A 24914-nucleotide genomic window follows, 5' to 3' on the forward strand; every position below is an offset into this window, starting at 1 on the left:
CCCTCTCCCCCTCCTCTTCATCAAGGACTAGCGGATTTAGTCTGGGTGACACTTACGTACCCGGATGGCTTTCAAGCTTACATACATTTGTGTTGGCTCAATCCTGATAAACAGCGGCGTCTTGTGGTTGTGGGAAGCCTTGGCAGCTTGATTTTTGATGAAATGTCAACGGAAGCACCTTTGACGCTACTACATGGTGAGTTTGAGGTGAAGGGAAATCAATTTATACCTGTGAATCAAAGCCGCGAGGTGTTGGAAGTAGAAACAAGCGAATCATTGCAGCGGGTTTGCTCAGGCTTTGTTAACTGCATCCAGGAGAATACTCCCTCAACGATTTCATCTGGCTGGGTAGGCACAGAATTGGTGCAAATTCTCACCGCTTTAACAGAATCTCTCTCTAAAGATGGTAAATCTGTTTTTATTGATAAATTTAACTAGTGTCAGCATAATTAACTACTGCCTAACTTTTGAGAGATGGGGAGTTAGCGCTGTGCAAAGAAAATTCCGATGTCTGACGAGTCGTTTGCTTTCTTCTCTGGGGGGGAAACCTCTTGGACTTCTCTCCATATTCCTATCTCTTCGGAAGTTCCCATTGGGGGAAGTGTATGCTCAGATTTTTCTACTTCCATTACTCCTCTCGGAGAGGGAAAAATCTTTTCTTGAGAACTAGTTTCCTCTATTTCTTTGATTTGATTTGCGCTTTTCTCCTCTGAAATCTCTTGATGTGCTGAAGTAGATAACAGCGAGACATCAATTAAGGGTAAAGCGATCGCAATAGTGGTGCCTTGGTTAATACCTGCACTATCAAGAGTAATCGTACCTCCCATGAGTTCGATTAAGTTTCGTGAAATCGCAAGTCCCAGTCCTGTACCTTCAAATTTACGTGTGCTTGCATTATCCGCCATCACAAAGGGGCGAAATAGTTTATGCTGTTGGGCAGGATCGATGCCTACACCTGTATCTGTAACGGTGATAATTACCTGAGATTGACTAAAACTATTTTCGATTTCTGTAGCGATCGCAATGCTTCCGGCTTCGGTAAACTTAGTTGCGTTGCCAATCACATTAATTAAAACTTGTTTCAGTTTCGCTGCATCTCCCCGAATTGCAATTACTTGCTCTCCTAAATCAATTTTTAATTGCAAGCCTTTTTTTTGCACATTAACTGATTGTAAATTAATCACCTCTTGCAATAATTTTCCCAGGTCTATTGGTTCTGTGACAACTGAAAGCTTGCCTTCTTCAATTTTAGAAAGATCGAGTAAATCATTAATTATTCCTAACAAGTGAATTGCGGCTTGATTGGCATGTAAAAGATACTCCATTTCTTCTTCACGGCTATCACACATGCCATCTCTAACTAGCTGAACACAGTTAATAATTGTATGAAGTGGATTTCTCAATTCATGAGAAGTTGTCGCTAAAAACTTGCTTTTTAGATGATTAGCGTTTTTCGCTTCTTTCCAAGCCATTTCTAACTCTTCTGCCCAAGCTTTAAGCCTTTCTACCATTTGGCTTAGTGCTTGCGCTAGTTGATTGAATTCTCGAATTTTAAAGTTATGGGGAACTAATTCAGCAGAATGGTGACTGTTAAGATTTAGGGCATAGTCTCGCAATTGTTCTACGGGACGTGCTATGTAACGACCTAAATACAACGATGCCAACACACTGACGCTAATTAAGCCAAGTGTTAAAGCGAGTAGAATTAGTTTGATTTCCCCAAGCCCAAACAAAGCATTATCTAAATCTGTAACGGCTAAAACAATCCATTTTTGCCGCTGCTGATTTGTAATTGGATTGGGAATAGCTGTGTATCCAGCGACTAATTCTGTACTTTCTTTTTGTTCTCCTTCTTTGAAATATAAAGTTACAGAATCTCGTTTTCCTTTGATCGCACGTTTCAATATCATTTCTAGTCGAGAAGCATCTGGATGCTGTTTGATATTAGTCCCGACTCTTGCTAGGAGTGGGTGTGCTAAAATTGTCCCATCTTCAGCAATTACTACTGTACAGCCTGTTAATGAACCCCGCTTATTTTTTATCTGTTGGTGTAATGCGGTCTTAATTCTTAAGGCGTAATGCAAGTTACCAAATCTATCATAAACTGGGGCAGATAATAGTAATTGCAGTTGATTTATTGAATCTTTTTTACCCGTTTTCCCGTTTAGTGATGGTGAAATTGCCTCAACTTCAATTTCGTCATTAGGTAAAGGTAATTTTAACTTGGCAATTGGTTCGTCACCACATGTACTAGCAATAATGTTACCGTTTCGCAGATTTGCTAATTGAATACATTCTATGTGGGTTGGCAATTGCCGTGCGATCGCGTTGAGAAATTGTTGCGCTTCCCAAGAAGAACCAGACTTAATAACCGTTGTTTGACTCGCACTGAACAAGTTAGATTTTAGGGCAGCGATCGCATCAACAATCTTCTCTCCTTTAATCTGAGAGCTTTCTGTTAAGTTTTTTCTGGCAGTTTCTAATAGGCTAGAACGTGCCTTGTTTAATGCGAGAATTTCTCCTGCTAATAAAACTGGAACGAACAGCAGTAAAATTCTTGACACTAAAATTCGACGGAAAGATGATTGACTGGGTTTAGCCATCGACAGTCTCACTTCGCATCTGCAAATCAAAATAGTAACGATATGCTTTTAAAACAGCTAGATGCGACATTTTGTCAATTTACAACAATTTTATTTCTAGCTATTAAAAGTAACAAATCGGTAAATTCCAAAAAGAAACTTCCTATACAAAAATGTGTGCGATAGTAACTATAACAGAATTTCTTACAGATAGATACACTTGTGAAATAAAGCAAAACAGTTTTTGCTACTACCTGGATTTTTTGATAATTCACACACCAACAAGGAAAATCTCATTCATCAACTTAATCATGCAACATCGTCCTCATACCACTGTAGTTATGGCAATGAGTGCAGATGGCAAAATCGCAGATGTCAGGCGATCGCCTGCTCGATTTGGCTCTTTAGCTGACAAAGCACACCTGGAAAGGCAAGTAGCTGCCTCTGATGCCATTTTGTTTGGTGCTGGTACTCTTCGAGCCTACGGTACAACACTCACCGTATCGCATCCACAACTGCTGCAACAAAGAACACATCAGGGTAAATCTGTCCAGCCAGCTCATATAGTAGTTACACACTCAGGCAAGCTAAATCCGGAAATCCACTTCTTTAAGCAGGCAGTTAAACGCTGGTTGCTGACGACAAAAGCAGGAGCGCTCTATTGGCAGGGCAGGACAGAATTTGAGCAAATTATAATTTTAGAAACATCAACACAGAAAATTGACATCTCTACTGCCTTACAACATCTGACGAATCTAGGTATAACACGCATAGCCGTACTCGGTGGTGGTAGTTTAACTGCCTCCATGCTGGAATTGAATTTAATTGATGAATTATGGCTTACTGTCTGTCCACTGATTTTGGGCGGTGCTAGTGCGCCCACACCAGTGGATGGTATAGGATTCCTACCACAATTGGCTCCCAGATTGCAACTACTAGAAGTTCAGACTGTTGAGCAAGAAGTGTTTTTGCACTATCGGCTGCAACGATTAGTAGATTAGATTACCTGACCCAACCATGCAAGGGCAGGGGGAAGGAAGAAAATCGATATTTAGGAAAGCTGCCGGATTTTATCCGTCAAATATCCCCCATACTCCTAGCCCCAGGCTAAAGGGACTGAGCGCACGAAGAGTGAGTTACCCTAAAAAAAATGAATGCAAAGTTTTGTATCTCCAAAGCCTCCAATGGTCGAACAACTCAAGCCTCGCTATTCTGCCAACTGGATGAACAAAATTGCGGAAATTCCCCGTCAGGCGTGGGATGCTTTAGCAATGCCACTCAAAACCCCGTTTTTAGAGTGGGAATGGCTGAATAATCTAGAAACTTCCGGCAGCGCAACTCGGAAAACTGGTTGGTTGCCAAATCACTTGACTGTGTGGCGTGACAGAACACTAATTGCTGCTGCCCCACTTTATCTTAAAGGACATAGTTATGGTGAATTTGTCTTCGATCACCAGTGGGCAGAGTTAGCCGATCGCATTGGTGTACGCTATTACCCAAAGTTGCTGGGAATGACACCGTTTACCCCGGCAGAAGGCTATCGATTTTTAATTGCACCCGGAGAAGATGAAGATGAAATAACGTCGCTCATGGTGCATGAAATTGACGCTTTCTGCACCAAAAATCAAATTTCTGGCTGTCATTTTCTCTACGTAGATCCCGAATGGCGAGTTGTTTTAGAACGCCTTGGTTTTACAACTTGGTTGCACCACAGCTACATCTGGGAAAATCTCGGTTTTAACACTTTTGATGATTATTTAGGCGTGTTTAATGCCAATCAACGTCGCAATATTAAACGCGAACGCAAAGCGGTGGAGAAAATCGGTTTACGATTGGAAAAACTGACAGGTGATGAAATTCCCCAGTCGCTGTTTCCTTTGATGTACGAATTCTACGCCGATACTTGTGATAAATTCGGCTGGTGGGGTAGCAAGTATTTAACAAAGCAATTTTTTGAGCAGTTACACACTAATTATCGCCATCGGGTCTTGTTTGTGGCTGCATATAGCGAGCAAGATAATCGTCAACCTGTGGGAATGTCTTTTTGTTTATATAAAGACGATCGCCTTTATGGACGTTACTGGGGTAGTTTTCAAGAAATAGACAACTTGCATTTTGATGCTTGCTATTATTCACCAATTGAATGGGCGATCGCTAACGGAATTCAAAGTTTTGACCCTGGTGCCGGCGGTCGTCATAAAAAACGTCGCGGTTTTCCAGCTATGCCCAATCACAGTTTGCACCGCTTTTACAATACTCGTTTAGAACAGATTTTGCGTCCTTATATTCGTGAGGTGAATGAACTAGAACAGCAAGAAATGGATGCGATGAATGCAGAGTTGCCGTTTACTCAAAAAGATTCTTAATTTTAATGAGGTGATGTGGTAGCGGATGCCGAATAATATCTCATATCATGTCCGACAAATTACCCATAATGTAGAGACGTTCCGATGGAACGTCTCTAGGATTTGATATCATTAGTTCCGCATTCAATGCTGCTACTCGATTTTAGCTACCGTGATTCTTAAAATTTTGATATGAAAATACTCTCCTTCGCAACAAATCAAAATTCACCGTCTTCAATGCCTTCTTGAATCATTTCTTCATGTTGTCGCATTACTGCTGCCCATTCTGATTGTCCTCTAGATTCGCAGATAGATGCAGCTTTTTGTAAATCCTCAATTCCCTCTTGCGGTTGTCCTTCTAAAGCGAAAGCATTACCCCGGTAAAAATAAGCTTCAACATAGTTAGGATCAAGCTGGATTGCTTGCGTATACTCAATAATCGCCTCTTGATGTTGACCTTTTATATCAAACTCACGCCCATTGTTGAAGAATTCTTCAGCACTCACCATAGATATCAACTTTTTTTTCCCAGTATTTGGACTACACAAATCTTTTGAATCCCTAACCTGTCCTGATAGAGCAACTGTAGCTGCTACTCCAATGAGTGCTGCATTTGTTAAATAATTCATGATTGGAAATAAAAAAAGTCAGCGTTTAGCAGTACTTCTGAATTGTCTTGAGATTCGAGCTTAACTTAATTTTTTTTACTTTAAAATTAGTATGATTACGTAAACAGTTATAAACTTAAATAGATGTATAAAAAATATCTCTAGGTTCTATTTTCAATATTTTCTTACTAGTCAACTTTCAACTTTTTGGTTATGATTCTGGGAATTTCACATCAAAGTACATTTTCAAGTATTAAAAGGGAAGGAAACAATTACACTTAAGAATAAGTGTAAAAACCTTGATTAAATTTGATTTTTAGAGCGACTATGGATTTGACAGTTGAAAAATTGGCGGCAATTGATGACAAGCTTTCTGGGCGTCATATTGACCTTGACCCGAATGGATATTTTATTATTTATCTGGATCGGGACGCGGGTTTAATTTCTGCCAAGCATTTCACAAATGTGATTTCTGAGCAAGGTTTAGCTGTCGATCCAGAAACGGGAAAAGTGATTCCAGCACGGGGTAAGGTGCAAAGAACTCACACAACAGTATTTACAGGGAGGACGGCTAAGGAACTTTGTGTAAAGATTTTTGAAGAAACTCAGCCCTGTCCGGTAACTCTTTTTGACCATGCAGCTTATTTGGGTCGCGAATTTGTCCGCGCTGAGGTTGCTTTGGTGACAGGGCAAGAGTATATCCAAGATTAGTTGGAGCGTGGATGGTTGATGGGTGGAGCGTTGGAGCGTTGGAGCGTGGATGGTTGGAGCGTTGTTCTCCTAACTCCCAACTCCCAACTCCTAACTCCCAACTCCTAACTCCCAACTCCCAACTCCCAACTCCCAACTCCCAACTCCCAACTCCTAACTCCTAACTCCCAACTCCCAACTCCTAACTCCTAACTCCTAACTCCCAACTCCCAACTCCCAACTTCTAACTTTTATTGCCCGTCAGAAGATGGTTGAATTGCTAGATAGATGTAGTAAGTTGCCATCGGGATGACGGTTGCGGCAATTAGAAGTCCTACTACCCAAGCAGTAGCGTTACCTTTGATAGTTTCGGTTTCTTCTGCTTTTTTAAATGTGCCTTCTACTTTGACAGTTTCGGCGATTTGGGGTGGTCCTGGGTCGGGTTGACCAGAGAGGACGGCAACAAAGCGAACGAGAGCATCGATAAATGCTTGATTGTATTTGTTACCCTTTCGTAATGGTTCTGCCAAGGTTTCAGTAGCGATACTGTTAGCGATCGCTTCTGGCATTAAAGACTTGACTTTATCGCCACTAATAATAGCCGTACCGTTGGTAACGGTGTCAATCATTAGTATGCTTTGATTTGCTTGAGCTTCTTTTGTCGGAAACCATTTTTCAAAAAGGCTTTTGGTAAAGCTTTCCGGTGTCTCTCCGTAGTCCAGACGGCGCACTGTGACTATTCTCACCTCATTACCAGTTTGCTTTGCCAAATCTTCTAAGGCACTGCTAATTTTACCTTCATTAAAGAGGCTAATAACTTCGCCTTTATCCACAACCCAGGTGCTGCCTGGTGTAAGATTCGGCATATCATATACACCGATCGCGAAAGCGGGTGTCACAACCAGCGACGAAGCCAAAATTATCATCACCAGCGGCAGAATAAGCCGTACTAAGTGTTTTGTCATGCTAAATACTTGATTTCGGAGGTGTTTCATAAAATGAATCCTTCATACCTTCTTCCGACAAAATACTACACAACTACTGCTTTTCTCCACTTTTCCGTTTCAGGCATCTGCGGGTATAGGCAGTAGAAAAACTTAAAACCCCTCATTCTTTCGTAGTAAGCGTTTTAACGCTTATGAGTGTTTTAATTTTCAGCACTTAAGTTTGGGGAAACGTCATCCAGCCAAATTGAACATTCGACCAGGTGGGATATTCTGTTAAAAAACTAAAATATAACTTCAAACCTAGGCAAATTTATGTTACAGCTTGATTCAAGAAAAACCGTCCCAGCCTTGGATTTTGGGATTAACCTAAGTGCCTGGGAACGGACTCTGTAAACGATGTGTTAATTATATCCTATGATTAAATTTTCTAGCTAGTTGCTTGATGGTTTGCAATATGTTCAGTAGAAAAAGATCGGGCACTTGCACGCGATAAAGATACCAGTCCAACGGGAGAATCAATTCCACGAAGAGAAATTGTCTGCGCCTGTTAGAGAGAGTTTAGCAAACTTCGGGGACGGAAAATGTTTCTACAATTTGTATTGCACGCTTTATCAGAACCGCTATATGACTCTCATCCTCACCAATGATGACGGAATCGACGCTCCCGGAATTAAATCGCTACTCAAAGCTGTCAATGGTCAAGATATAATTATCGCCGCTCCCAAAGACCATCAATCGGGTTGCGGACATCAAGTGACTACAACTCGTCCCATTCAATTACAACGACGTTCTGACCGCGAATATGCGATCGCCGGCACTCCCGCTGATTGTATCAGAATTGCTATATCACAAATATGCCAAAATGTCAAATTTGTTTTATCGGGGATCAACGACGGGGGGAACTTGGGAGTTGATGCGTATATTTCCGGAACTGTGGCTGCCGTCAGGGAAGCTGCCATGCACGGCATTCCCGGAATCGCAGTTTCTCACTATCGTCAAGGCAAGCTGAATGTAGATTGGGATGTAGCGGCAAGATGGACAGAAGGGGTTTTAGCTGACTTACTTCAGCGTCCTTTAGAGCCTGGGAGTTTTTGGAATGTAAACCTACCACATTTAGTGCCGGGAGAACCAGATCCAAAAGTGGTATTTTGCCAACCTTGTACCAAACCGTTACCGATTAATTACCGAGTTGACGGCGATGATTTTTATTATGCAGGGGAATATAGCAAACGCGATCGCACTCCAGGCAGCGATGTCGATGTATGTTTTTCCGGCAAAATTGCTGTCACTCAGTTAAGAGTTTAACTTTTTGGGATAAGTCACACTCATCTAACGGGGAAAATCAAGTCCCAAAGAAAAATTAAATATAAGCAGCTTCATCCTTCAGGTGCACCTTGAATCAATGTCATCAGGCGGTCTAGAGTATACGTCAGATGGTTTAGCCTTTGCAGTGTATCATCCTGGGATTCTGCAAGGGTCTGCACTGCATCACATAATGCCAAAATTTGATAACCCTGTTGCTGTACCTGCTTTCCCTGTTCTTCTACTTGCACGCTGATAGTATCTACTCTTTCTGCCAGACGTTCAATAGTTTCGGTGGTAGCAAGTACTGCTTCCCCGATTTGCTCAACAATCGATTCTAAGCGATTTATTTTAACTTCGACCCCTGCTGATACCATGTCTCTAACACCCCAAGCTTGAGAGAGCATAAAAGTAATGTCACTACTAATGTTTGAATAAGTTAATACAGATAGCACAATGCATTCGCTGCTATTGTGATGGTATTTGCGATTTTATTCCTCGGTGCTTTTGCTGAATATGTAAAGGAAAGGTATTGCTCTTTAGTTGTGATTTAGCTTTCGCATTAACTTACATTTTCATTTTGCAAACAGCGCCATCCGGCACATTACCTAGTAAAATCTATCCTTTAAGGATGGATTTTACATCTGTGTCAGATATTTTTGAATTTATCAACCGACCTTTTTGCAGAGTTTGACTAGGGGCAAAAAAAGTCAAGTGAGAAACTTTATCCAGTATATGCACTCATTTGCTAGGAAATTCTAACATGAATACATATTAAGTACACATTTTAAATAAATTTTCATCTTCCTTATGGAAGATTTAAGCAACTTTACATTAAATTTATAAAATATGATAATCTCAATCTTATTGATGAAGATTCGGTGAAACTACTAGGGAAGTAGATTTTAATTTCCTAAAGCTAAGTCTATAGTCAAATTAAAGCTCCGTGATTTTACGTTCTTCGCTAAATATTCGGCTTGGCAATGTACCAAAGACCATTAAAAACCGTTTTTCAGGGTGCAACTTCACAAGCTTGGGAATTAGAACTTACCCCTCACCCATCAGTGCAGTCTAAACTTAAACGTTGTTTAGATATTTTGGGAAGCTTGATAGGACTTTTGATTTTAGCGATCGCCTTTGTGCCCATAGCACTGGCGATTAAAATCGATAGTTCTGGTCCAATTTTCTTTGTTCAAGAACGTTATGGACTACAAGGACGTTCATTTCATATGCGTAAATTCCGATCGATGGTTGTTGACGCCGAGAAATTAAAATCGTTAGTAGATAACGAAGTTAATGGACTTTTGTTTAAAAATAAAAATGACTTCCGTGTAACAAAAGTCGGGCGATTTTTAAGAAGTACTAGTTTGGATGAACTTCCCCAGTTTTGGAATGTGCTACTAGGTGAAATGAGTTTAGTCGGAACCCGTCCCCCGACTGCTGATGAAGTAGCTTACTACAATCAGCGTCACTGGCAACGTTTAAATGTTAAACCAGGGATGACTGGTGAATGGCAAGTTAACGGTCGTTCAAGCGTGAAAAATTTTGAACAAGTCGTCGATTTAGACTTGCGTTATCAAGAAAACTGGCATCCGCTATATGACTTGCAGTTGATTTGGAAAACAATCTACGTCATATTTGCCAAAGTAGGATCTTTCTAGGAACTTAGTTGTTTCGGGGTAATTGCTAATAGATATTGGGTCATGCTGTTTAGCAATTACCATCATTTCCTGGTTGAAAATTAAAGTTTTTTATATTATCGAGTAACTAAGAAAAACGATGCCGATCGCCCAAAACGCGAAGCCAGAAGCATTGCGAATGTTCTGAAGTTTTCCCACACTGATTATATTGCCAATTTCTCTGGCACTCATGGCAACGACATATTGAGTCAAAGTTAAACCCAGCATATAAGCAACCTGTGAACTGATTGGTGTCTCTAAAATCGCTTGACCATAAGTGTAACCGTGAAATAAACCAGCTGTAGCCGTCAGCAGCACCAGAACCCTTAGATTTGGTTGATTGGGGATAGCCAGCATAACCGCAAAGACGATTGTGAAAAAGGCGATCGCTGTTTCGGCGCCTGGTAAATTCAGATATAATAGATGATTGATTGTTCCTAAGAGCGTTGCTAACACAAACCCTGCTGGGATCAAAGCACCACGCACAACTACACCAGAAAGTAAGCCAATAGCAACCACACTAACCATATGATGCAAACCTAGTACAGGATGTGCTAACCCCCCTAGAAAGCCATCAAACCAGTTAAAGATAAATTGGTGAGGTTGTGAAAGCCTAAATGAACTCAGCAGACTAATTACAAGTAGAGATGCGATCGCATAAACATGGCGATACAGTAATCTAGATCCAGCAAACTTCTCGGAAACACGATTTGATAACTCAGTGTGAAACATCGTTTATGCCAAATAGTTTTTTTGAGGTTATTTATAGTGCCCAAATCTCAAAAAAAACTAACGCATGTTTTCATCTTTCAGATTCCCCACTTCTCGCTCGAAGTCGGGAATCTTGTGCTAAAGTGCATCTGGATCAATATTCAACTCTCTGAGTTTAGCGGCTAATTTTTGCGCTCTTTCCTCAGCTTGCTGTTTAGCTTTTTCTGCTGCTTGTCGTGCAGCAGCTTCTTCTTCATAAGTTAGCAGTGTTTTACCTGTTGCTGCATCGTAAAAGCGCATATCTCCAGACTTAACTCGTAACTCTAACCCTAAAACTTCACTGGCTAGAGACACAGTACCATCTTCTAAGGTATTACTAGCAATGGGGAAATAATTGCCTTCCACTAAGCGTAAACCCTGAAGTTGAGGAGTAAGATAATCACCTGTAGGGTCATATTGGAAATATTCACGCACTCCTAAAAAAGCGTAGATTCCTTTTTTTGCACCTTGGTCTTTACTGCGGGTTGCTTTTGATGTAATTTCTAAAACAAAATCAGGATTTTTATTGTTTTCTTCCCAAGTTTTGTAAGAACGACGTTGCCGATTTTTAACACCAAAAACTACAAAGACATCTGGTGCAACAACTCCTTCTGGATTACCTTCTTCGTAGTAAATAAATAAATTTCCAGCAACATATACATCAGAACGGCTTTGAAAATATAGTTTTAGCGCACTTCTAGCATAACTTAAGTAGCTGCACTGGATATCACCTTCAGCCATTGGCTTACCGTCCTCATCCGGGTATTCAATTGGAGTAATGGGGATATACTCTATAGAGACTGTCATTGGTAATCCCTCAACTTAAATAGGATTAACTTGAATGTAGCAGTAATGTGCGGTGAATGGCGCTAAAAACAATTAATCATATTTTAGATTAATCGGAATTTGGATAATAAACTCTGTACCTTGAAGCGGAGCGGAAATACACTTCAACTGACCCCCATGTTTGTCAATAATTTGGTAGCTAATCGACATCCCTAACCCGACACCGAAACCGACAGGTTTTGTAGTAAAAAATGGGTCAAATATTTTTTGCTTTACTTCTTCTGTCATCCCACAGCCATTGTCATAAAATCGAATTATAACTTGATTATTGTCTACAACTTGAGTAGAAATACGAATTTGCGGTTTCCCGTTCTGTTGACGATTATTTTTTTTGCTACTAACCCCAAGTGTCTTAACTGGAATCGCTACCTTACAACTGACCATTGATTCCTCTAAAGTATCAATAGCATTATTTAGGATATTCATAAACACTTGATTCATCTGTGCCGCATAGCATTCAACTTTAGGCAAATTGCCATATTCTTTAATAACTTCGATAGCTGGACAATTTGTTTTAGCTTTTAAACGATTTTGCAAAATCACAAGGGTGCTATTAATACCTTCGTGTAGATCAACTTCCTTTATTTCCGTTTCACCTAATCGGGAGAAATTCCGCAACGATAAAACTATTTTGCGAATGCGATCGCTTCCCATTTTTATGGAAGATAAAATTTTTGGTAAGTCTGCTTTAATAAAATCAAGGTCTATTTCTTCTGCATAAGTACGAATCTCTCCTATTGTACAGGGATAATATTTTTCATAAAGTGAAATCAAAGTAAATAAATCTTGCACATACTCATGGGTAGGGGCAATATTGCCATAAATAAAGTTAGCAGGATTATTAATTTCGTGGGCAATTCCTGCAACTAACTGTCCTAAAGAAGACATTTTTTCAGTTTGAATTAGTTGAGCTTGGGTATTTGCCAGTTCTTTAAGAGCAAGTCTCAATTGGCAGTTTGCAGCTTCCAGTTGTGCTGGACTTGGCAAAGCTATTGCTTTGGGAATTACTGGTAGCAGTGCAATAGCTGTAGACAAAGAAATTAAAGCGGTAATAACTTTGAGGAAAGCGGATACCCAGTAAGTCGGATGCCAAAGCGTCCACACGTCCATTAGGTGTGTTGTTCCACAAGAGACGATAAAAGCTCCAAATAATAGAACTATCCATTTGAAGGGTAAATCCTCTCGCTTTTTGACAAAGTAGACAAGGGTGATCGGGATAGAGTAATAAACTAGGGCAATCAGAGAATCTGATGCGATATGCATCCACACTAACCAAGGTTTCCAAAGGTAACAATGTCCATGTGGAATAAATGAACCATCACTAAAAAAGCTTTGTAAAAATTGCAGCATCAGAGACAATACTGAGTATAATTTGTGAGAGAATATCCTGCTGACAAATTATACGCGCTGCAATAATAATTGTCCCTAGTGGAGATTATTGACAGTACCAGTATTAGAAAAACTTAATGCAGTAATTCTTCTACTTGATGTTGACTCCATAAAGTTCTATAAAGCCCCGGTTGCTGTACAAGTTCTAAATGACTGCCTGTCTGGACAATTCTACCTTTTTCCATCACAATAATGCGATCGGCAACAGCAGCGGCAGATAATTGATGAGTAATAAAAACAATAGTTTTACCTTGCATACCACCAGAGAGATTTTTCAATATTTGTGTCGCTGTTTGATTATCAACGCTGGAGAGGGCATCATCCAAAACTAACACTGGGGCATCAACTAACATTGCTCTAGCTAAAGCTGTGCGTTGTCGCTGACCGCCAGAAAGAGTAATACCACGTTCTCCAACTAAAGTCTCATATTGTTGCGGAAAATTGATAATTTCTGGGTGAATTTGTGCTAGATGAGAGGCTGATTCTACATCTTGTTGTTCGCTGAAAGGGTCGCCGTAGCGGATATTATTTTTGATGGTGGTACTAAATAGAAAGCTATCTTGAGGAACGTAAGCGATCGCATTTCTCAAATCTGCCAATTCTATTTGGGTGATGTCTTGACCATCCAAAAATAACTGCCCTGGTTCGATATCCAACAAACGTGGCAAAGCATTTGCCAAAGTTGATTTACCCGAACCGATCGCACCAACAATTGACACAGTTTCCCCTTCTTGGATGGTAAAGTTAACTTTATCTAAAGCTGGGCTGGTAGCACCTGGATAAGTGAAACTGAGGTTTTTTGCCGACAATTCACCTTTAATTGTGTCTAAAGGTAGATGTGTAGCAGCGGTTGTGTCTTCAATTTTTGGTGTGACAGAAAGAATCGCCTGAATGCGATCGATACTAACTTCACCGCGTTGATAAGCAGTAATTGTAAACCCTAACAAAGCGGTGGGGAAAACCAGACGCTCTACATAAATCAATAGTGCGAGAAAATCGCCCACACCGAGGTTTCCTGAACTTATTCGCGTTGCCCCCAACCAGATAATAACTAGTGAACTGACACTAGCGAGTCCACCAATGAGGGGAAATAATCTATTTCGGGTGCTCGCTAATTGCAGGTTAGCCTCAAATAAATTCTGATTTTTTTCCGAGAAAGCGCGACGCTCGTTTTCTTCTTGGGCGTAGATTTTAATTAGAGCAATACCTGATATATCCTCTTGGATCAGATCGCTGATGTCGGAAAGTTTTTCTTGAACTGCTGCTTGTTGGTTGCGTAAGCGATCGCTAAACATATGCACCAAGAAAAACATAAATGGATAAACTGCCAGAGAAGCTAATGTCAAATCCACACTCAAAGACAGCATCACCGGCAACGTCAAAGCATAGGCAAACACAGTATTTGCCAAACTTAATACAGCAAAACCCAACAACCGGCGGATATTATCTACATCATTAGTCGCTCTACTAATCAAATCACCAGCAGTATTCGTAGCAAAATAAGCCGGCTCTAGCTTTAGTAGGTGTTCAAAAATCTGTTGTTTCAAGTCAAATTCTACCTGACGCCCCACCCCAAACAGCCAGATGCGCGAAGCCATACGCATTAACCACATAGCCGTACTCAGAAAGAAGATTGGTACTACAGAATTTAGTACTTGATTCAAGCTAAAACTGGCTGAGAGTTTGTCAACCGCCGAACGAATTAACAAGGGGATATAAACCCCCAAACCGTTGACAATCAATAAAGCAATAATGCCTAAAGTCACCTCCCGCCAATGGGGACGCATGTAAGCACCGAGTTGAGCAAGTCGTCGTGATTGTGCCATTCAAAAAGACCGGGGGACTCTTAATTGGAGATTGTTGACACTCCCCGCATCTATTGACACGGGGATTCTTGGATCTTACGACATAACTTGCTCAACCAGGCTTTCGCCAGACGGAGTAGAGGTTTCATCTCCCCAAGGGTTGCTTGCATAAGAGCGCTCATATTCCGGTATGCTCTACCGTACCCAAGGAGCGACTAATGAAAACGGTTAAAGGCGTTTACGCCTGAGTCATCTGAAGGATAAAAAAAAGGATGATATGTATGAAGTATATTCTTTCTTTTTTCATCCTTCATGCTTCATCCTTTTATTGTATATGCGTGCCTTTTACCTGGCACCACGCTGCTACCTACCCCGCAAGAAGAAGTAAGCCTGGTTGAGATAACTTTCCCAGACTCGCGTTGTTAGTGACAGTGTTTCTGCATTGGGTACAAAATCTTCTAGTCGCAATCCTCGTCTGGTAATATCCGCAGTATTTTGCAACAGGTAGGGTGGAATTTTAATCTCCAGGTTGTTTAATGCGATGGTTGCCACGCTTGTATCCACAGCAGGTAAAATGCGCGAGCCGACGACGACATCAGAAATAGTTGCACTCTGAGCTGATTGCCCCAGTGCTACTAGTGTCCCAGATGTTGACGCGAGGCGGTAATTTTCGACTTGACTTGCGATGGAAGGTTGACCCACCATTGCCACAGGCGATCTAACTAAGAAATAGGCAACAGCTGGTGTACTTGCCAAAAGTAAAATCGTTAACGCCCAGCCGAGCAAGTATCCGCCTGGTTTGTCTATTCCTCCACCCTTAATTCTTTGAGCTGCAAACATCATCATCAACATTGAAGCTCCCAGAGGCTTGAGCGGAAATGACACCACTCTCCACAACGAAGCCACCGCCGGTTCATTAGGGTTAATAAACGACAGCGCTAGGACGAGCAAGAAAATAACTACGACCAATCGTCCGGCAAAAGTTCCTGAGGGATAAAATTTCTGGAACAAAGAATAGACGATTGTGCCAACAAGCAGCCACAGGAGTACCCGGCTTAATAGTAAAAACATACATTTACTCTCAAATCTTCTAGTGCAGTGAGCGCTAGTTTGGTGAGTCCACCACTGCGGAGGAAAACCTGACGCAGGTTAGTAGGCAAGAACCCCTAAGGGTCAGCCTAGAGGTTTTGGGCAGTTGATTGATTTTATTGTCAAATTGTAAGCACATTGTTACCTGACTACAAATACATCACAACGCCACTCCCCAAGAACGGGGGTGACTCCCCTCACACAAAGACTACCGTCGTAGTGATTTTAGAGCAATTTTGTGATATTGGACGCAGTATTTATAATTTTTCAGGTCAAATTAAGTATGTTCCCTTAAGGTTTTTGCGATTGAGAGGGATAAAGTTAAGACTCCACCGGAGTTGTGGAGGATTTGAGGTCGGATGCGATCGCTTATTTTTTTTCTACACAAATAAACCTGGAGGTCAGCAAGCAGCGATGAAGTATAAAAAAGTTCATCAGTGACACTTTCTTCAAACAGTCATGTGCCATTGGTAATTTAAATTGATTAAGTGGTTGTGAAATTGAACATGAAAACTATGTCACCGGAAAAAGATTGCATTTTGGTTACCGGAGGAGCTGGATATATTGGCTCTCATACGGTGCTTGCTTTATTGCAGGCGGGATATGAGGTGATAATACTCGATAATCTGGTGTATGGGCATCGTGATTTGGTCGAAAAGGTTTTACAGGTAGAACTGATAGAGGGAGATACAGGCGATCGCCCTTTGTTAGATAACTTATTCTCTACTCGCAATATTGCCGCAGTTATGCACTTTTCTGCCTACGCCTATGTGGGAGAATCGGTTACTGACCCGGCAAAATACTACCGTAATAATGTTGTCGGCACTTTAACGCTGTTAGAGGCTATGCTTGCTGCTTCTATTAAGAAATTTGTCTTTTCTTCCACTTGTGCCACTTATGGTGTACCGGAAATTATACCAATTCCCGAAGACCATTCCCAAAATCCAATTAATCCCTATGGTGCTACTAAGTTGATGGTAGAACGGATTCTCTCTGACTTTCATACCGCCTACGATTTCAAATCAGTACGTTTCCGCTACTTTAACGCTGCTGGTGCCGATCCTGATGGTCGCTTGGGTGAAGATCACAACCCAGAAACTCATTTAATTCCCTTGGTGCTACAGACAGCTTTAGGCAAACGCGAATTTATTTCAATTTTTGGCACTGATTATCCCACGCCTGATGGCACTTGTGTTCGCGATTATATTCATGTTAACGATTTAGCAGACGCTCATGTTTTAGGGCTGAAATATCTCTTAGACGGTGGTGACAGTGAAGTTTTCAATTTAGGCAATGGTAACGGCTTCTCAGTTAAAGAAGTTATTGAAACGGCAAAGCTTGTTACAGGACGTGAAATTCCAGTCATTGAATGCGATCGCCGTCCTGGTGATCCACCATCACTCATCGGTAGTGGTGACAAAGCCAGAAAAATCCTAAACTGGCAACCTCAATATTCATCCTTAAAAGATATTCTCGTTCACTCCTGGCAGTGGCATCAGCAAAGGCATAAATAGGGAATTGGGCATTGGGCATGGGGCATTGGGCATTGGGCATGGTTAATTCCTCCTTGTCCTCCTTGTCCTCCTTGTCCTCCTTGTCCCCCTTGTCCTCCTTGTCCTCCTTGTCCCCCTTGTCCTCCTTGTCCCCCTTGTCCTCCTTGTCTCCCTTGTCTCCCTTGTCTCCCACTCCCCCCTCCTCATCTCCTCCGTTGCTGTACGATAAACACGATGCCTCCTGCTGCAAGGGCTGATAAAGCGATCGCTATTGGTAAACTAAACCCGCTTTTTCTATCTTCTACGGTGTCATTGACATTTTGCGTGTTTTGTGTTGTAATATCTGATGCTGAACCGACGGCGACAGTGACTTCAAACTTTAACTTAAAGGGTTGGAAACCTTCCCCAGATGCAGGTTTGCCGCTTAGTTGTAACAGATAGGCTCCGGGCTTGGGGAATGTAATTTCTGAACCGGGAATGCCTTGATAACGCTCGACGCTCATGGCTTGCAAGGATGGCTCAAGCAGTGGTGGCTCTTTTGGTGAATGAGGTTCAGCGTAAACAGCTAATTGGCAATTACACTCTTTTAAGGGGATAACCTTTCCACCTTTACGGGTCAGAGCAATCCAAACTTGCGATCGCTCTCCAGCACGGGGATTATCGTTTGGTTGAATGTGGAGCGTCCCACCAACATCTGCTGTTGTTTTCACGTTGTGGGCAGAGGCTACAAAGGCAGAAGCCAGAAGCCAGAAGCCAGAAGCCAGAAGGTAAGAAACCTTTTTCATATTTGGTAGTGCCTCTTGAAACATGAGGTGCTGCCTCTTATAAACTGTTCCCAGGCTGAACCTAGAAATAAGAGCAAGGTTGAACCTGGGAACAAGTATGATTTACTGCGACTTGCTTGGGGTGTCGTAGGCATCATGAGCGAATTTTCAATTTTTTGGAATTGGAATTTGGAATTTTTGATGGTGGGTTTTGCCAACGCAACAGCAATACAGCGAAAGTGACAATTCCTAGAAGGACTGTTGCTAATTTATTTCCCCAAGTTAATTCTAAAGAGCCGAGGTAATGGGAACCAATTATCACAGTATGAATGCCACTAAAAAGCAAAGCTGGTAAGCTGAATAAATGAATTTGTCGCCAACGCTTGCCTAAGGACTTTTGCAAAGAGTCAAAACTTGTCAAAGCTGCGGGAGTCATCAATACCAGTGCGACAGCACCTATAGCTATCCCCCACTGAAAATCAGGTGGCAAAAAGAAGAAAGCGGCAAAATTCCATTGCAGTGTGTGTTCCATCATGTGGACTGCGTGAGCGAAAGACAAAACAAAAGCTCCCACTCCCAAAGCACGACGGTAATGCATCGGGGAAGCCCAGAAGTTGCTAATCGGACGGGCAATTAGTGCCATTATCAAGCATATCAAGGCAGCGTGTCCGGTGTAGTCTACCATTGTGTTGCCAGTCCGCAACAGAGTAATAGCACCAATGGCGAGAGTAACCCAACCACCTAAGCGAAATAGCTGACTGCGTTTGTCTTGACTGACCAAAGATGCAGAGACACCCACACCTAACATTGTCGGTAAAGTTCCCAAACCAAAAGCCAGCATCGTTGCTGCCCCCATCCACAAATTACCAGTTTCCGCAGCTTTAATTTGGGCAGCATACAAAAAACCACAAGGCATCAAACCCCATGTTATGCCTAAAAGTGCTGGTGTCCACCATGTTGATTTTAGGGAAAGTTTGACCATTCCTTGATTTAGGCGATCGCGTAATTTACCTTGCAATAAAGGATGTAACATCGGTATACGCGGCAATAAGTCGGGTTTTATTTGTCTTAACCCAAACCATATCAGCATTAACCCTGTGATAATTGCCATCCATCGGCGTAAATCGCTACCCACTCCCGCAAATTTTCCACTAGCTAGCAACACCGAACCCAACGCCCCAATCCCTGCACCAACTAAGGCATAACTCAACATCCGCCCCAAGTTCAGCAATGTATGAAATTTTAATTGTTGTCGCCAATTGAGAGTTTCTTGTTTATTAGATAAAGAAAACGCTACCGATAAAGGACCACACATCCCCACGCAATGACCAAAACTCCCCAGGAATCCTAAAACGACAATGAGCAACAAATCTAGCATTTTGATAGTGGTTAGTTGTTAGTGGTTGGTTGTTAGTGGTTGGTTGATAATCAGGATATAGATCCCCGACTTCTTTTACGGATACTGCTGGTCATTCAGGGGTATCACCCCTCACCGAACGATTTTGCGTCATTCTACACGATTGCAGAGACGTTCCGGACCGAACGTCTCTACGAAGAATTGGGGGTAAATGAGGGGTCTCGCCCCCTATTTGGCAGCTGTATCCGTAAAAGTTGTCGGGGATCTGGGGTGTTAGTGGGGCAATTAACAATTAACCTTTAACAATACTGAATCTGTTGTCAAAAGACGAGGCGTCAAACTTGCAGCAAAGCGCTATCCTATGTCAGGAGACAAGGGGATAAGGAAGAGGTTTTATGAAAAAATGGATTTGGCTGCTACTGGTGCTGTTTGTGGCAGTTGTCGTGATAGGTATTGGCGTGTTTTTTCATCCAACAGAAGAGACACCAGTTATTGCAACTATGGGAGTGGAAACACCCCGTCAGGGATCAAAGACTCCCCAAGTATCTGCTGACAGGTTATTTGCTCACATTCAAAAGTTGAATTTTAAGCGCTTCACAGATGTAGAGCGATCGCGTTCTCGCACTTACATGACATCAATACTGAAAAAATTCGGCTGGAAACCAAGGTTAGAAAAATTCTCCTCTGGTGTTAATATCTTTGCAGAACGCCAAGGAACTGACAAAACAGCAGGAGCAATTCTGGTTGCTGCACATTACGATACTGTTGCCATCTCTCCTGGTGCTGATGACAACGCTAGTGGTGTGGCTGTGGTGCTGGAAGTTGCTAGACTTCTGGGTTCTCATCCCACTCCCCGGACTTTACAGCTAGCATTGTTTGACAAGGAAGAAGAGGGACTTTTGGGTAGTAAGGCTTTTGTTACAAATAACACTCGCTTGGCAAATCTGCGCGGTGTAATTGTGATGGATATGATAGGTTATGCTTGCTACACAGTTGGATGTCAGCAGTATCCACCGGGTTTACCTGTTAGTCCACCCAGCGACAAAGGCGATTTTTTGGCAGCGATCGGCGATGCAGAACACTTGCCTTTGCTTAATGCTTTTCAAAATCCCAGAGAAAATTTGCCAGCAGTACTAAGATTGCCGATTCCCCTGAAAGGCTTGCTGACACCGGACACTTTACGTAGCGATCACGCGCCATTTTGGTATCAAGGAGTGGGTGCAGTGTTGGTGACAGACACCGCAAATTTACGTAGTCCATACTACCACCAAGCTAGCGATACACCGAAAACAATCGAGCGATCGTTTTTCACAGGTTCGGCGCAAATTGTGGTGAATGCCACTACTATGTTGTTAGAGGATCGCGCTTTGTAACATTCCCGTGGCTAACTAACGGAAGCAACTAAACGCTAACAGTGGGGATTCCTACCATTTAATTACAAGGAATCAGGATTTACACCTAAAGCCCGTAATTGTTCGCGTAAACGTGCATTTTCTGCTTCAGCTTGTTCAGCACGTTGGTGTTCTTGTTCAGCACGTTGATGTTCTTGTTCAGCACGTTGGTGTTCTTGTTCAGCACGTTGGTGTTCTTGTTTTGCACGTTCGTCACCAGTCAGCAAAAGATTTCCTTGGTCATTCCACCAACGCAACCAGGGTAAGTTGGCATTGAGATACTCACCTTGCCATATACCTAACTCTACTTCCAAAGGAGCGATCGCATAATGTCCTCTTTCATTCGCAGTCATCAACTGGTAATTACCCGCAACCATTATACATCTCCAGAAAACAATGTAGAGACGCGAAATTTCGCGTCTCTACAAGGGTTTTGGGCAACGCATAGTTCATTTTTGGAGATGTCTATTTGATAAACTTCTATCGCTGCCTTTTTCACTTCATAAATACCATAAAAAGCAGGACGAATAACTTGTTCGTAAATCCAAAATTTGCCTTCAAAAGGTGTATTGTCTCGTTCTTCTTCCCCCTTCCCAGAGACAAATTCCAAAACAATCAACGGTGCGATCAGTTCCTGCCATAATACGTAAGAGCGTCGCAGTTCATCGCTTTTTCTCACCAAAGATTATTAAATCATATCAAGTTCGGTTAATTACTTATAAAAAAACTACCTCACCACGCCAGTCGCCTCAAACTCCTCCACCCCCGCAGAGCGCTGGCTCCCCATCCCCTCTCCTTTTTAAGGAGAGGGGTGTCGGAGTCGGGGTGAGGTTAAACGGGTATTATAATTAATCATGGAAACTTGATATCACCTCATATTATGTCCGGTAAATCATTCACAATTGTAGAGACGTTCCACGCTTTACGTCTCTACGACGTGCGACGTTTTTATTACTGTTAATTAAACGGACATGATATCAGGTAAATCTAGTCTACCAATTGAATCACACCCCATTGTCCATTTGTGAGCCAATCAGAGTCAGATTTTGCAACTTGTTCAATAACTTCCGGTTTTAACCCAGCGACGACTTCTGATTTGAGAGTGCGTAAAGCAACGATGGGGACGCTTAGGTAGGATACTATATCTGCAAAATTGGTGGTAAAATCCCAATGGCGATCGCCTAATAATCGGCGATAATTCGCATCACCTTTAATTACAATCAAATTCGCGGCTGATAAATCACTTTTGAGTGTGTCGGGCATTTCCCAAAAAGCTAAAGGTGATGTCCAAAAGTAATCTTCACATAAAATTAAGCGCTCTGAGGCAATATTTTCTTGCAACCGTTTGGCAAATAATCTAACATATTCATGGCTGGAAGCTGCTAAAAACTCAATTGTATGCAGCACATCTTTAATCATGGCATCAGAGACAAAAGTCGGGTGAGGCTTTAAATGCAGCTTTACTTGATTTGCTATACCGCTACCCAAGAGAAAATCTACCAAACATAAGTCGCAAACCAGTTCAAAACCAGCATTATCTATCACAAAGTCAATGCGTTTACCAATACTTGCTAACAATTCCGTGACTTTGGCGGCATCATCGACTAAAATGTGAGCTTGTTGACTTTGAATATCAAAACGACTGCGTTCGCTCTCCAATGCTGACCACAAACTTAAGTCAACACGATTTCCCCACAGCGCAAAATATAACAATGCAATCAAAGCTGTTTGATTTAACTTCTCTTCTTTTTGTGCATCAGCCAACCATTGATTCAGTTGAATGCACAAAGAGTTTATCGAGTCAAGAGATGTTTCTAAACCTTTATCTTTCTGTAACTGAAATGGATCGACACCTTGCAATTCACTTTTGCGAAAGTAATTAGTAATTTCCAGAATTAGACGATAAAAATAAGTTTCTGCTAAGAACCAAGGAACATCAATCCAACGTTGACCTTTAAATGGTTCTAGATATTTCACCCAAGCTGAAAAATCAACACCAGTATCATGTAAAAGAGGTGATAAAGGTTCTGATGGTAACTCACTGGCTAATTGTTTCAAACAAGCATTGATATTTTCTGGGTAATTATTTTCGGCAATAACTCGACAGGCGATCGCAGGCATCCGTTGAGTTACTGTATACTCAGTAAAAGTACCAACTTCAGACCCCAAAAGTGGAGATGGTAGGGGCAATTTGGGAATGTCGGGTGTTGTCACCACAAGTTCTTTTTCCCTCTTAATTTTTTGTTATTCTATCCTTATTTTGAGAATTATCGCCGAAAAATTAGAAAATCTACCTAATACTTAAAAAGTCATTAAGCTATATTTATCAACTAGAGACTACCAAGTGCTACGTCTCTACATTCTTGATTGTACAGACGTTCCGCCGGAACGTCTCTTGATTGTACAGACGTTCCGCCGGAACGTCTCTACCGGATCTCGTAACTCTTTCTTACGGTATAAGACAAATATTAAACAAAAGTGCAAATATTGTGAATTATGGACACCACTCAACGCCTACTTACTCTCAACCGCATTCGTAAACTCAGCCGTCTCATGGATACATCTATCGGTATTCCTGGGACGCGATTTCGCTTTGGTTTAGACCCAATTCTTGGTCTTGTTCCTGGTGCTGGTGATTTAGTCAGTACAGCATTTTCGGCTTATATAATATATTTAGCAACCCGTGTCGGTATTTCAAATCAAGATTTAAGGCAAATGATTTTCAACGTTGGTTTGGAAGCTATTGTTGGGACAGTGCCTTTAGTAGGTGATTTATTTGATGCTGTTTATAAATCTAACATCCGCAATTTAGCAATTTTGGAAAAGCATTTGACAGCGGTTGAACCAGAATTCTCTCAAGTCGCTTTGGAAGAAGAAATTAATCTCGCTTCATCTAATTAGGTGAACATATAATTCCATAATTTGCACGATAACGTAGTAAGGGCTGAAGCCCTTCAAATTTTGGTGATGATGGTTTACATTCTTTAAATGTACGCTAAAAACAAAGAACAAGGGTGTTTTGATTGGTGTAGCGCTAGGGTTAGAACGCCTAAAGATGCGATCGCACTTCTTTCTCAGATACTCTAAAATTACAATATATGACAATACCTTCAGAAGACTTAACTTGTACATTGAACGGGATGTATCATAGAGAAAAATCTATATATGCAAAAAGCCGCCATTGGGACGGGTTGTGGTTTATTCACACAAAGGTTTTTCTACAAATTAGAAACTATATAAATACACAGCAGGTTGTGGTTTATTCACCCAAAGATTTTTCTACTGCCCTTCGGATGTACTTTTGATAGGATATACCTTCTTTTCTAGCAACTGTTTTGACTTTTTCTAATAACTCTTCTGAAACTCGTAAGTTTACAGTTTTGTCTTTAGGTTTAAATTCAAAACTAACAGGTTTGAAATTGCCTTCATGAAGATACTCAGTCAAGTCTTGTTCTAGTAAGTTTTCTATTTCTTCATCAGTTGTCATTTTCGGCAAGATTTTCTTCATAACGTCGCACCTCTTTTTCGTGCATGTAACGAGCGCTAATTGGTCTAATGAGTATTTCTTCTTGCTTCTCACGCAAAGTAAATGCTACAAAAATATACTTATCCTTGATTGATTTACCTACTGCGAGAAATCTTTCCTCAACACCAGAATGGTTTATATCCGGGGATATTTGTACATCGCTAGAGAATAAACTCTCAATTTCTTCTATTGAGACACCATGTTTTTGGCATTTTTGACAATTCCCATCATCCCAGTCATAACCCGACACCTCTTGTTACGCTGAAAATAACATTTGTATATACAAATGACAATACAGATAACATTTTTAATAAATTCCCCTTGAAAAACCAAGCGCGATACTCTTACAGA

22 protein-coding genes and 2 pseudogenes are annotated in these 24914 nt (G+C 41.4%); 9 read left to right on the plus strand and 15 right to left on the minus strand.

Translation table 11 applies throughout. The features are described from left to right. A pseudogene (locus OGM63_RS11410) lies at window positions 1–438 on the plus strand (gfo/Idh/MocA family oxidoreductase); the annotation flags it as partial. A 44-nt stretch (window positions 439–482) separates the two neighbouring features. On the opposite strand, the gene OGM63_RS11415 reads toward OGM63_RS11410, so the two are convergent. Next, entirely contained in the window at window positions 483–2603 is a 2121-nt protein-coding gene (locus tag OGM63_RS11415) for an ATP-binding protein (protein WP_263745661.1), read from the minus strand. 290 nt (window positions 2604–2893) lie between these two features. Between OGM63_RS11415 and OGM63_RS11420 the strand changes: the two genes are divergently transcribed. Further along, window positions 2894–3583, plus strand: coding sequence for a RibD family protein (locus OGM63_RS11420; protein ID WP_263745662.1), 690 nt, complete (start codon window positions 2894–2896; stop codon window positions 3581–3583). A gap of 183 nt (window positions 3584–3766) precedes the next feature. Then, window positions 3767–4948: a GNAT family N-acetyltransferase gene (locus OGM63_RS11425; RefSeq protein ID WP_263745690.1), complete on the plus strand. Its 1182-nt coding sequence runs from the start codon at window positions 3767–3769 to the stop codon at window positions 4946–4948. Window positions 4949–5145: 197 nt separating this feature from the next. Here OGM63_RS11425 and OGM63_RS11430 read toward each other — a convergent pair whose 3' ends face one another. Beyond that, window positions 5146–5556: a tetratricopeptide repeat protein gene (locus OGM63_RS11430; RefSeq protein WP_263745663.1), complete on the minus strand. Its 411-nt coding sequence runs from the start codon at window positions 5554–5556 to the stop codon at window positions 5146–5148. Between the two features lie 306 nt (window positions 5557–5862). Between OGM63_RS11430 and OGM63_RS11435 the strand changes: the two genes are divergently transcribed. Next, a complete protein-coding gene (locus OGM63_RS11435) occupies window positions 5863–6246 on the plus strand; it encodes a DUF4346 domain-containing protein (protein WP_263745664.1) in 384 nt (127 codons plus the stop codon). A 230-nt stretch (window positions 6247–6476) separates the two neighbouring features. On the opposite strand, the gene psb32 is transcribed toward OGM63_RS11435, so the two are convergent. Then, the gene (gene psb32, locus OGM63_RS11440; RefSeq protein WP_318528448.1) at window positions 6477–7190 is read right to left on the minus strand and encodes a photosystem II repair protein Psb32; all 714 of its coding nucleotides are present in this window, start codon (window positions 7188–7190) and stop codon (window positions 6477–6479) included. 606 nt (window positions 7191–7796) lie between these two features. Between psb32 and surE the strand changes: the two genes are divergently transcribed. After that, window positions 7797–8477, plus strand: coding sequence for a 5'/3'-nucleotidase SurE (gene surE / locus OGM63_RS11445; RefSeq protein ID WP_263745666.1), 681 nt, complete (start codon window positions 7797–7799; stop codon window positions 8475–8477). Window positions 8478–8548: 71 nt separating this feature from the next. Here surE and OGM63_RS11450 read toward each other — a convergent pair whose 3' ends face one another. Continuing rightward, window positions 8549–8929 (minus strand): hypothetical protein, encoded by a 381-nt coding sequence (locus OGM63_RS11450; protein ID WP_263745667.1) that lies wholly within the window; start codon window positions 8927–8929, stop codon window positions 8549–8551. A gap of 528 nt (window positions 8930–9457) precedes the next feature. Here OGM63_RS11450 and OGM63_RS11455 point away from each other — a divergent pair. Next, on the plus strand, window positions 9458–10135 hold the full coding sequence (locus tag OGM63_RS11455; RefSeq protein ID WP_263745668.1) for a sugar transferase: 678 nt from the start codon (window positions 9458–9460) through the stop codon (window positions 10133–10135). Window positions 10136–10225: 90 nt separating this feature from the next. On the opposite strand, the gene OGM63_RS11460 is transcribed toward OGM63_RS11455, so the two are convergent. The 5 genes from OGM63_RS11460 to fraI all read right to left on the minus strand — a co-directional run bounded on the left by OGM63_RS11460 (window position 10226) and on the right by fraI (window position 16014). After that, window positions 10226–10885, minus strand: a complete 660-nt coding sequence (locus OGM63_RS11460; protein ID WP_263745669.1) for a HupE/UreJ family protein — start codon at window positions 10883–10885, stop codon at window positions 10226–10228. A 117-nt stretch (window positions 10886–11002) separates the two neighbouring features. After that, the gene (locus OGM63_RS11465; RefSeq protein WP_263745670.1) at window positions 11003–11710 is read right to left on the minus strand and encodes a Uma2 family endonuclease; all 708 of its coding nucleotides are present in this window, start codon (window positions 11708–11710) and stop codon (window positions 11003–11005) included. A 72-nt stretch (window positions 11711–11782) separates the two neighbouring features. After that, on the minus strand, window positions 11783–13099 hold the full coding sequence (locus OGM63_RS11470) for a sensor histidine kinase (RefSeq protein WP_263745672.1): 1317 nt from the start codon (window positions 13097–13099) through the stop codon (window positions 11783–11785). 113 nt (window positions 13100–13212) lie between these two features. Next, window positions 13213–14964: an ABC transporter ATP-binding protein gene (locus OGM63_RS11475; protein ID WP_263745673.1), complete on the minus strand. Its 1752-nt coding sequence runs from the start codon at window positions 14962–14964 to the stop codon at window positions 13213–13215. A 342-nt stretch (window positions 14965–15306) separates the two neighbouring features. Further along, window positions 15307–16014 carry a septal nanopore formation protein FraI gene (gene fraI / locus OGM63_RS11480; RefSeq protein WP_263745674.1) on the minus strand — a complete coding sequence of 236 codons (708 nt, stop codon included), beginning with the start codon at window positions 16012–16014 and terminating at the stop codon, window positions 15307–15309. A gap of 533 nt (window positions 16015–16547) precedes the next feature. Between fraI and galE the strand changes: the two genes are divergently transcribed. Next, the gene (gene galE / locus OGM63_RS11485; RefSeq protein ID WP_263745691.1) at window positions 16548–17546 is read left to right on the plus strand and encodes a UDP-glucose 4-epimerase GalE; all 999 of its coding nucleotides are present in this window, start codon (window positions 16548–16550) and stop codon (window positions 17544–17546) included. Window positions 17547–17728: 182 nt separating this feature from the next. On the opposite strand, the gene OGM63_RS11490 is transcribed toward galE, so the two are convergent. Next, entirely contained in the window at window positions 17729–18310 is a 582-nt protein-coding gene (locus tag OGM63_RS11490; RefSeq protein WP_263745675.1) for a hypothetical protein, read from the minus strand. A gap of 133 nt (window positions 18311–18443) precedes the next feature. Continuing rightward, a complete protein-coding gene (locus OGM63_RS11495; RefSeq protein ID WP_263745676.1) occupies window positions 18444–19667 on the minus strand; it encodes an urease accessory protein UreH domain-containing protein in 1224 nt (407 codons plus the stop codon). 374 nt (window positions 19668–20041) lie between these two features. On the opposite strand from OGM63_RS11495, the gene OGM63_RS11500 reads away from it, so the two are divergent. Next, window positions 20042–21019: a M28 family peptidase gene (locus OGM63_RS11500; protein ID WP_263745677.1), complete on the plus strand. Its 978-nt coding sequence runs from the start codon at window positions 20042–20044 to the stop codon at window positions 21017–21019. Window positions 21020–21081: 62 nt separating this feature from the next. On the opposite strand, the pseudogene OGM63_RS11505 reads toward OGM63_RS11500, so the two are convergent. Both OGM63_RS11505 and OGM63_RS11510 read right to left on the minus strand, forming a co-directional pair. After that, window positions 21082–21701: pseudogene (locus OGM63_RS11505) on the minus strand (hypothetical protein); the annotation flags it as partial. A gap of 323 nt (window positions 21702–22024) precedes the next feature. Then, on the minus strand, window positions 22025–23254 hold the full coding sequence (locus tag OGM63_RS11510) for a damage-control phosphatase ARMT1 family protein (RefSeq protein ID WP_263745678.1): 1230 nt from the start codon (window positions 23252–23254) through the stop codon (window positions 22025–22027). A 279-nt stretch (window positions 23255–23533) separates the two neighbouring features. On the opposite strand from OGM63_RS11510, the gene OGM63_RS11515 reads away from it, so the two are divergent. Then, window positions 23534–23938, plus strand: coding sequence for a DUF4112 domain-containing protein (locus OGM63_RS11515; RefSeq protein ID WP_263745680.1), 405 nt, complete (start codon window positions 23534–23536; stop codon window positions 23936–23938). 358 nt (window positions 23939–24296) lie between these two features. Here OGM63_RS11515 and OGM63_RS11520 read toward each other — a convergent pair whose 3' ends face one another. Next, complete coding sequence (locus tag OGM63_RS11520) at window positions 24297–24524, minus strand: CopG family antitoxin (protein WP_263745681.1); 228 nt, start codon at window positions 24522–24524, stop codon at window positions 24297–24299. Beyond that, window positions 24514–24813: a BrnT family toxin gene (locus OGM63_RS11525; RefSeq protein ID WP_263745682.1), complete on the minus strand. Its 300-nt coding sequence runs from the start codon at window positions 24811–24813 to the stop codon at window positions 24514–24516. The genes OGM63_RS11520 and OGM63_RS11525 overlap by 11 nt, the downstream gene beginning before the upstream one ends. Window positions 24814–24914 lie beyond the last annotated feature (101 nt).

Origin of the sequence: Plectonema radiosum NIES-515 (assembly GCF_025753815.1) — a bacterium.
Lineage (GTDB): Bacteria > Cyanobacteriota > Cyanobacteriia > Cyanobacteriales > Nostocaceae > Hassallia > Hassallia radiosum_A.

Excerpts from the sequence above, each read along its gene's own strand:
- OGM63_RS11475 (WP_263745673.1), bottom strand. The coding sequence starts at position 14,964 with ATGGCACAATCACGACGACTTGCTCAACTCGGTGCTTACATGCGTCCC.
- fraI (WP_263745674.1), bottom strand. The coding sequence starts at position 16,014 with ATGTTTTTACTATTAAGCCGGGTACTCCTGTGGCTGCTTGTTGGCACA.
- OGM63_RS11420 (WP_263745662.1), top strand. The coding sequence starts at position 2,894 with ATGCAACATCGTCCTCATACCACTGTAGTTATGGCAATGAGTGCAGAT.
- OGM63_RS11515 (WP_263745680.1), top strand. The coding sequence starts at position 23,534 with ATGGACACCACTCAACGCCTACTTACTCTCAACCGCATTCGTAAACTC.
- psb32 (WP_318528448.1), bottom strand. The coding sequence starts at position 7,190 with ATGACAAAACACTTAGTACGGCTTATTCTGCCGCTGGTGATGATAATT.
- OGM63_RS11470 (WP_263745672.1), bottom strand. The coding sequence starts at position 13,099 with ATGCTGCAATTTTTACAAAGCTTTTTTAGTGATGGTTCATTTATTCCA.
- OGM63_RS11415 (WP_263745661.1), bottom strand. The coding sequence starts at position 2,603 with ATGGCTAAACCCAGTCAATCATCTTTCCGTCGAATTTTAGTGTCAAGA.
- surE (WP_263745666.1), top strand. The coding sequence starts at position 7,797 with ATGACTCTCATCCTCACCAATGATGACGGAATCGACGCTCCCGGAATT.
- OGM63_RS11435 (WP_263745664.1), top strand. The coding sequence starts at position 5,863 with ATGGATTTGACAGTTGAAAAATTGGCGGCAATTGATGACAAGCTTTCT.
- OGM63_RS11495 (WP_263745676.1), bottom strand. The coding sequence starts at position 19,667 with ATGCTAGATTTGTTGCTCATTGTCGTTTTAGGATTCCTGGGGAGTTTT.
- OGM63_RS11520 (WP_263745681.1), bottom strand. The coding sequence starts at position 24,524 with ATGACAACTGATGAAGAAATAGAAAACTTACTAGAACAAGACTTGACT.
- OGM63_RS11500 (WP_263745677.1), top strand. The coding sequence starts at position 20,042 with ATGAAAAAATGGATTTGGCTGCTACTGGTGCTGTTTGTGGCAGTTGTC.
- OGM63_RS11460 (WP_263745669.1), bottom strand. The coding sequence starts at position 10,885 with ATGTTTCACACTGAGTTATCAAATCGTGTTTCCGAGAAGTTTGCTGGA.
- OGM63_RS11455 (WP_263745668.1), top strand. The coding sequence starts at position 9,458 with ATGTACCAAAGACCATTAAAAACCGTTTTTCAGGGTGCAACTTCACAA.
- OGM63_RS11465 (WP_263745670.1), bottom strand. The coding sequence starts at position 11,710 with ATGACAGTCTCTATAGAGTATATCCCCATTACTCCAATTGAATACCCG.
- galE (WP_263745691.1), top strand. The coding sequence starts at position 16,548 with ATGTCACCGGAAAAAGATTGCATTTTGGTTACCGGAGGAGCTGGATAT.
- OGM63_RS11430 (WP_263745663.1), bottom strand. The coding sequence starts at position 5,556 with ATGAATTATTTAACAAATGCAGCACTCATTGGAGTAGCAGCTACAGTT.
- OGM63_RS11425 (WP_263745690.1), top strand. The coding sequence starts at position 3,767 with ATGGTCGAACAACTCAAGCCTCGCTATTCTGCCAACTGGATGAACAAA.
- OGM63_RS11490 (WP_263745675.1), bottom strand. The coding sequence starts at position 18,310 with ATGAAAAAGGTTTCTTACCTTCTGGCTTCTGGCTTCTGGCTTCTGGCT.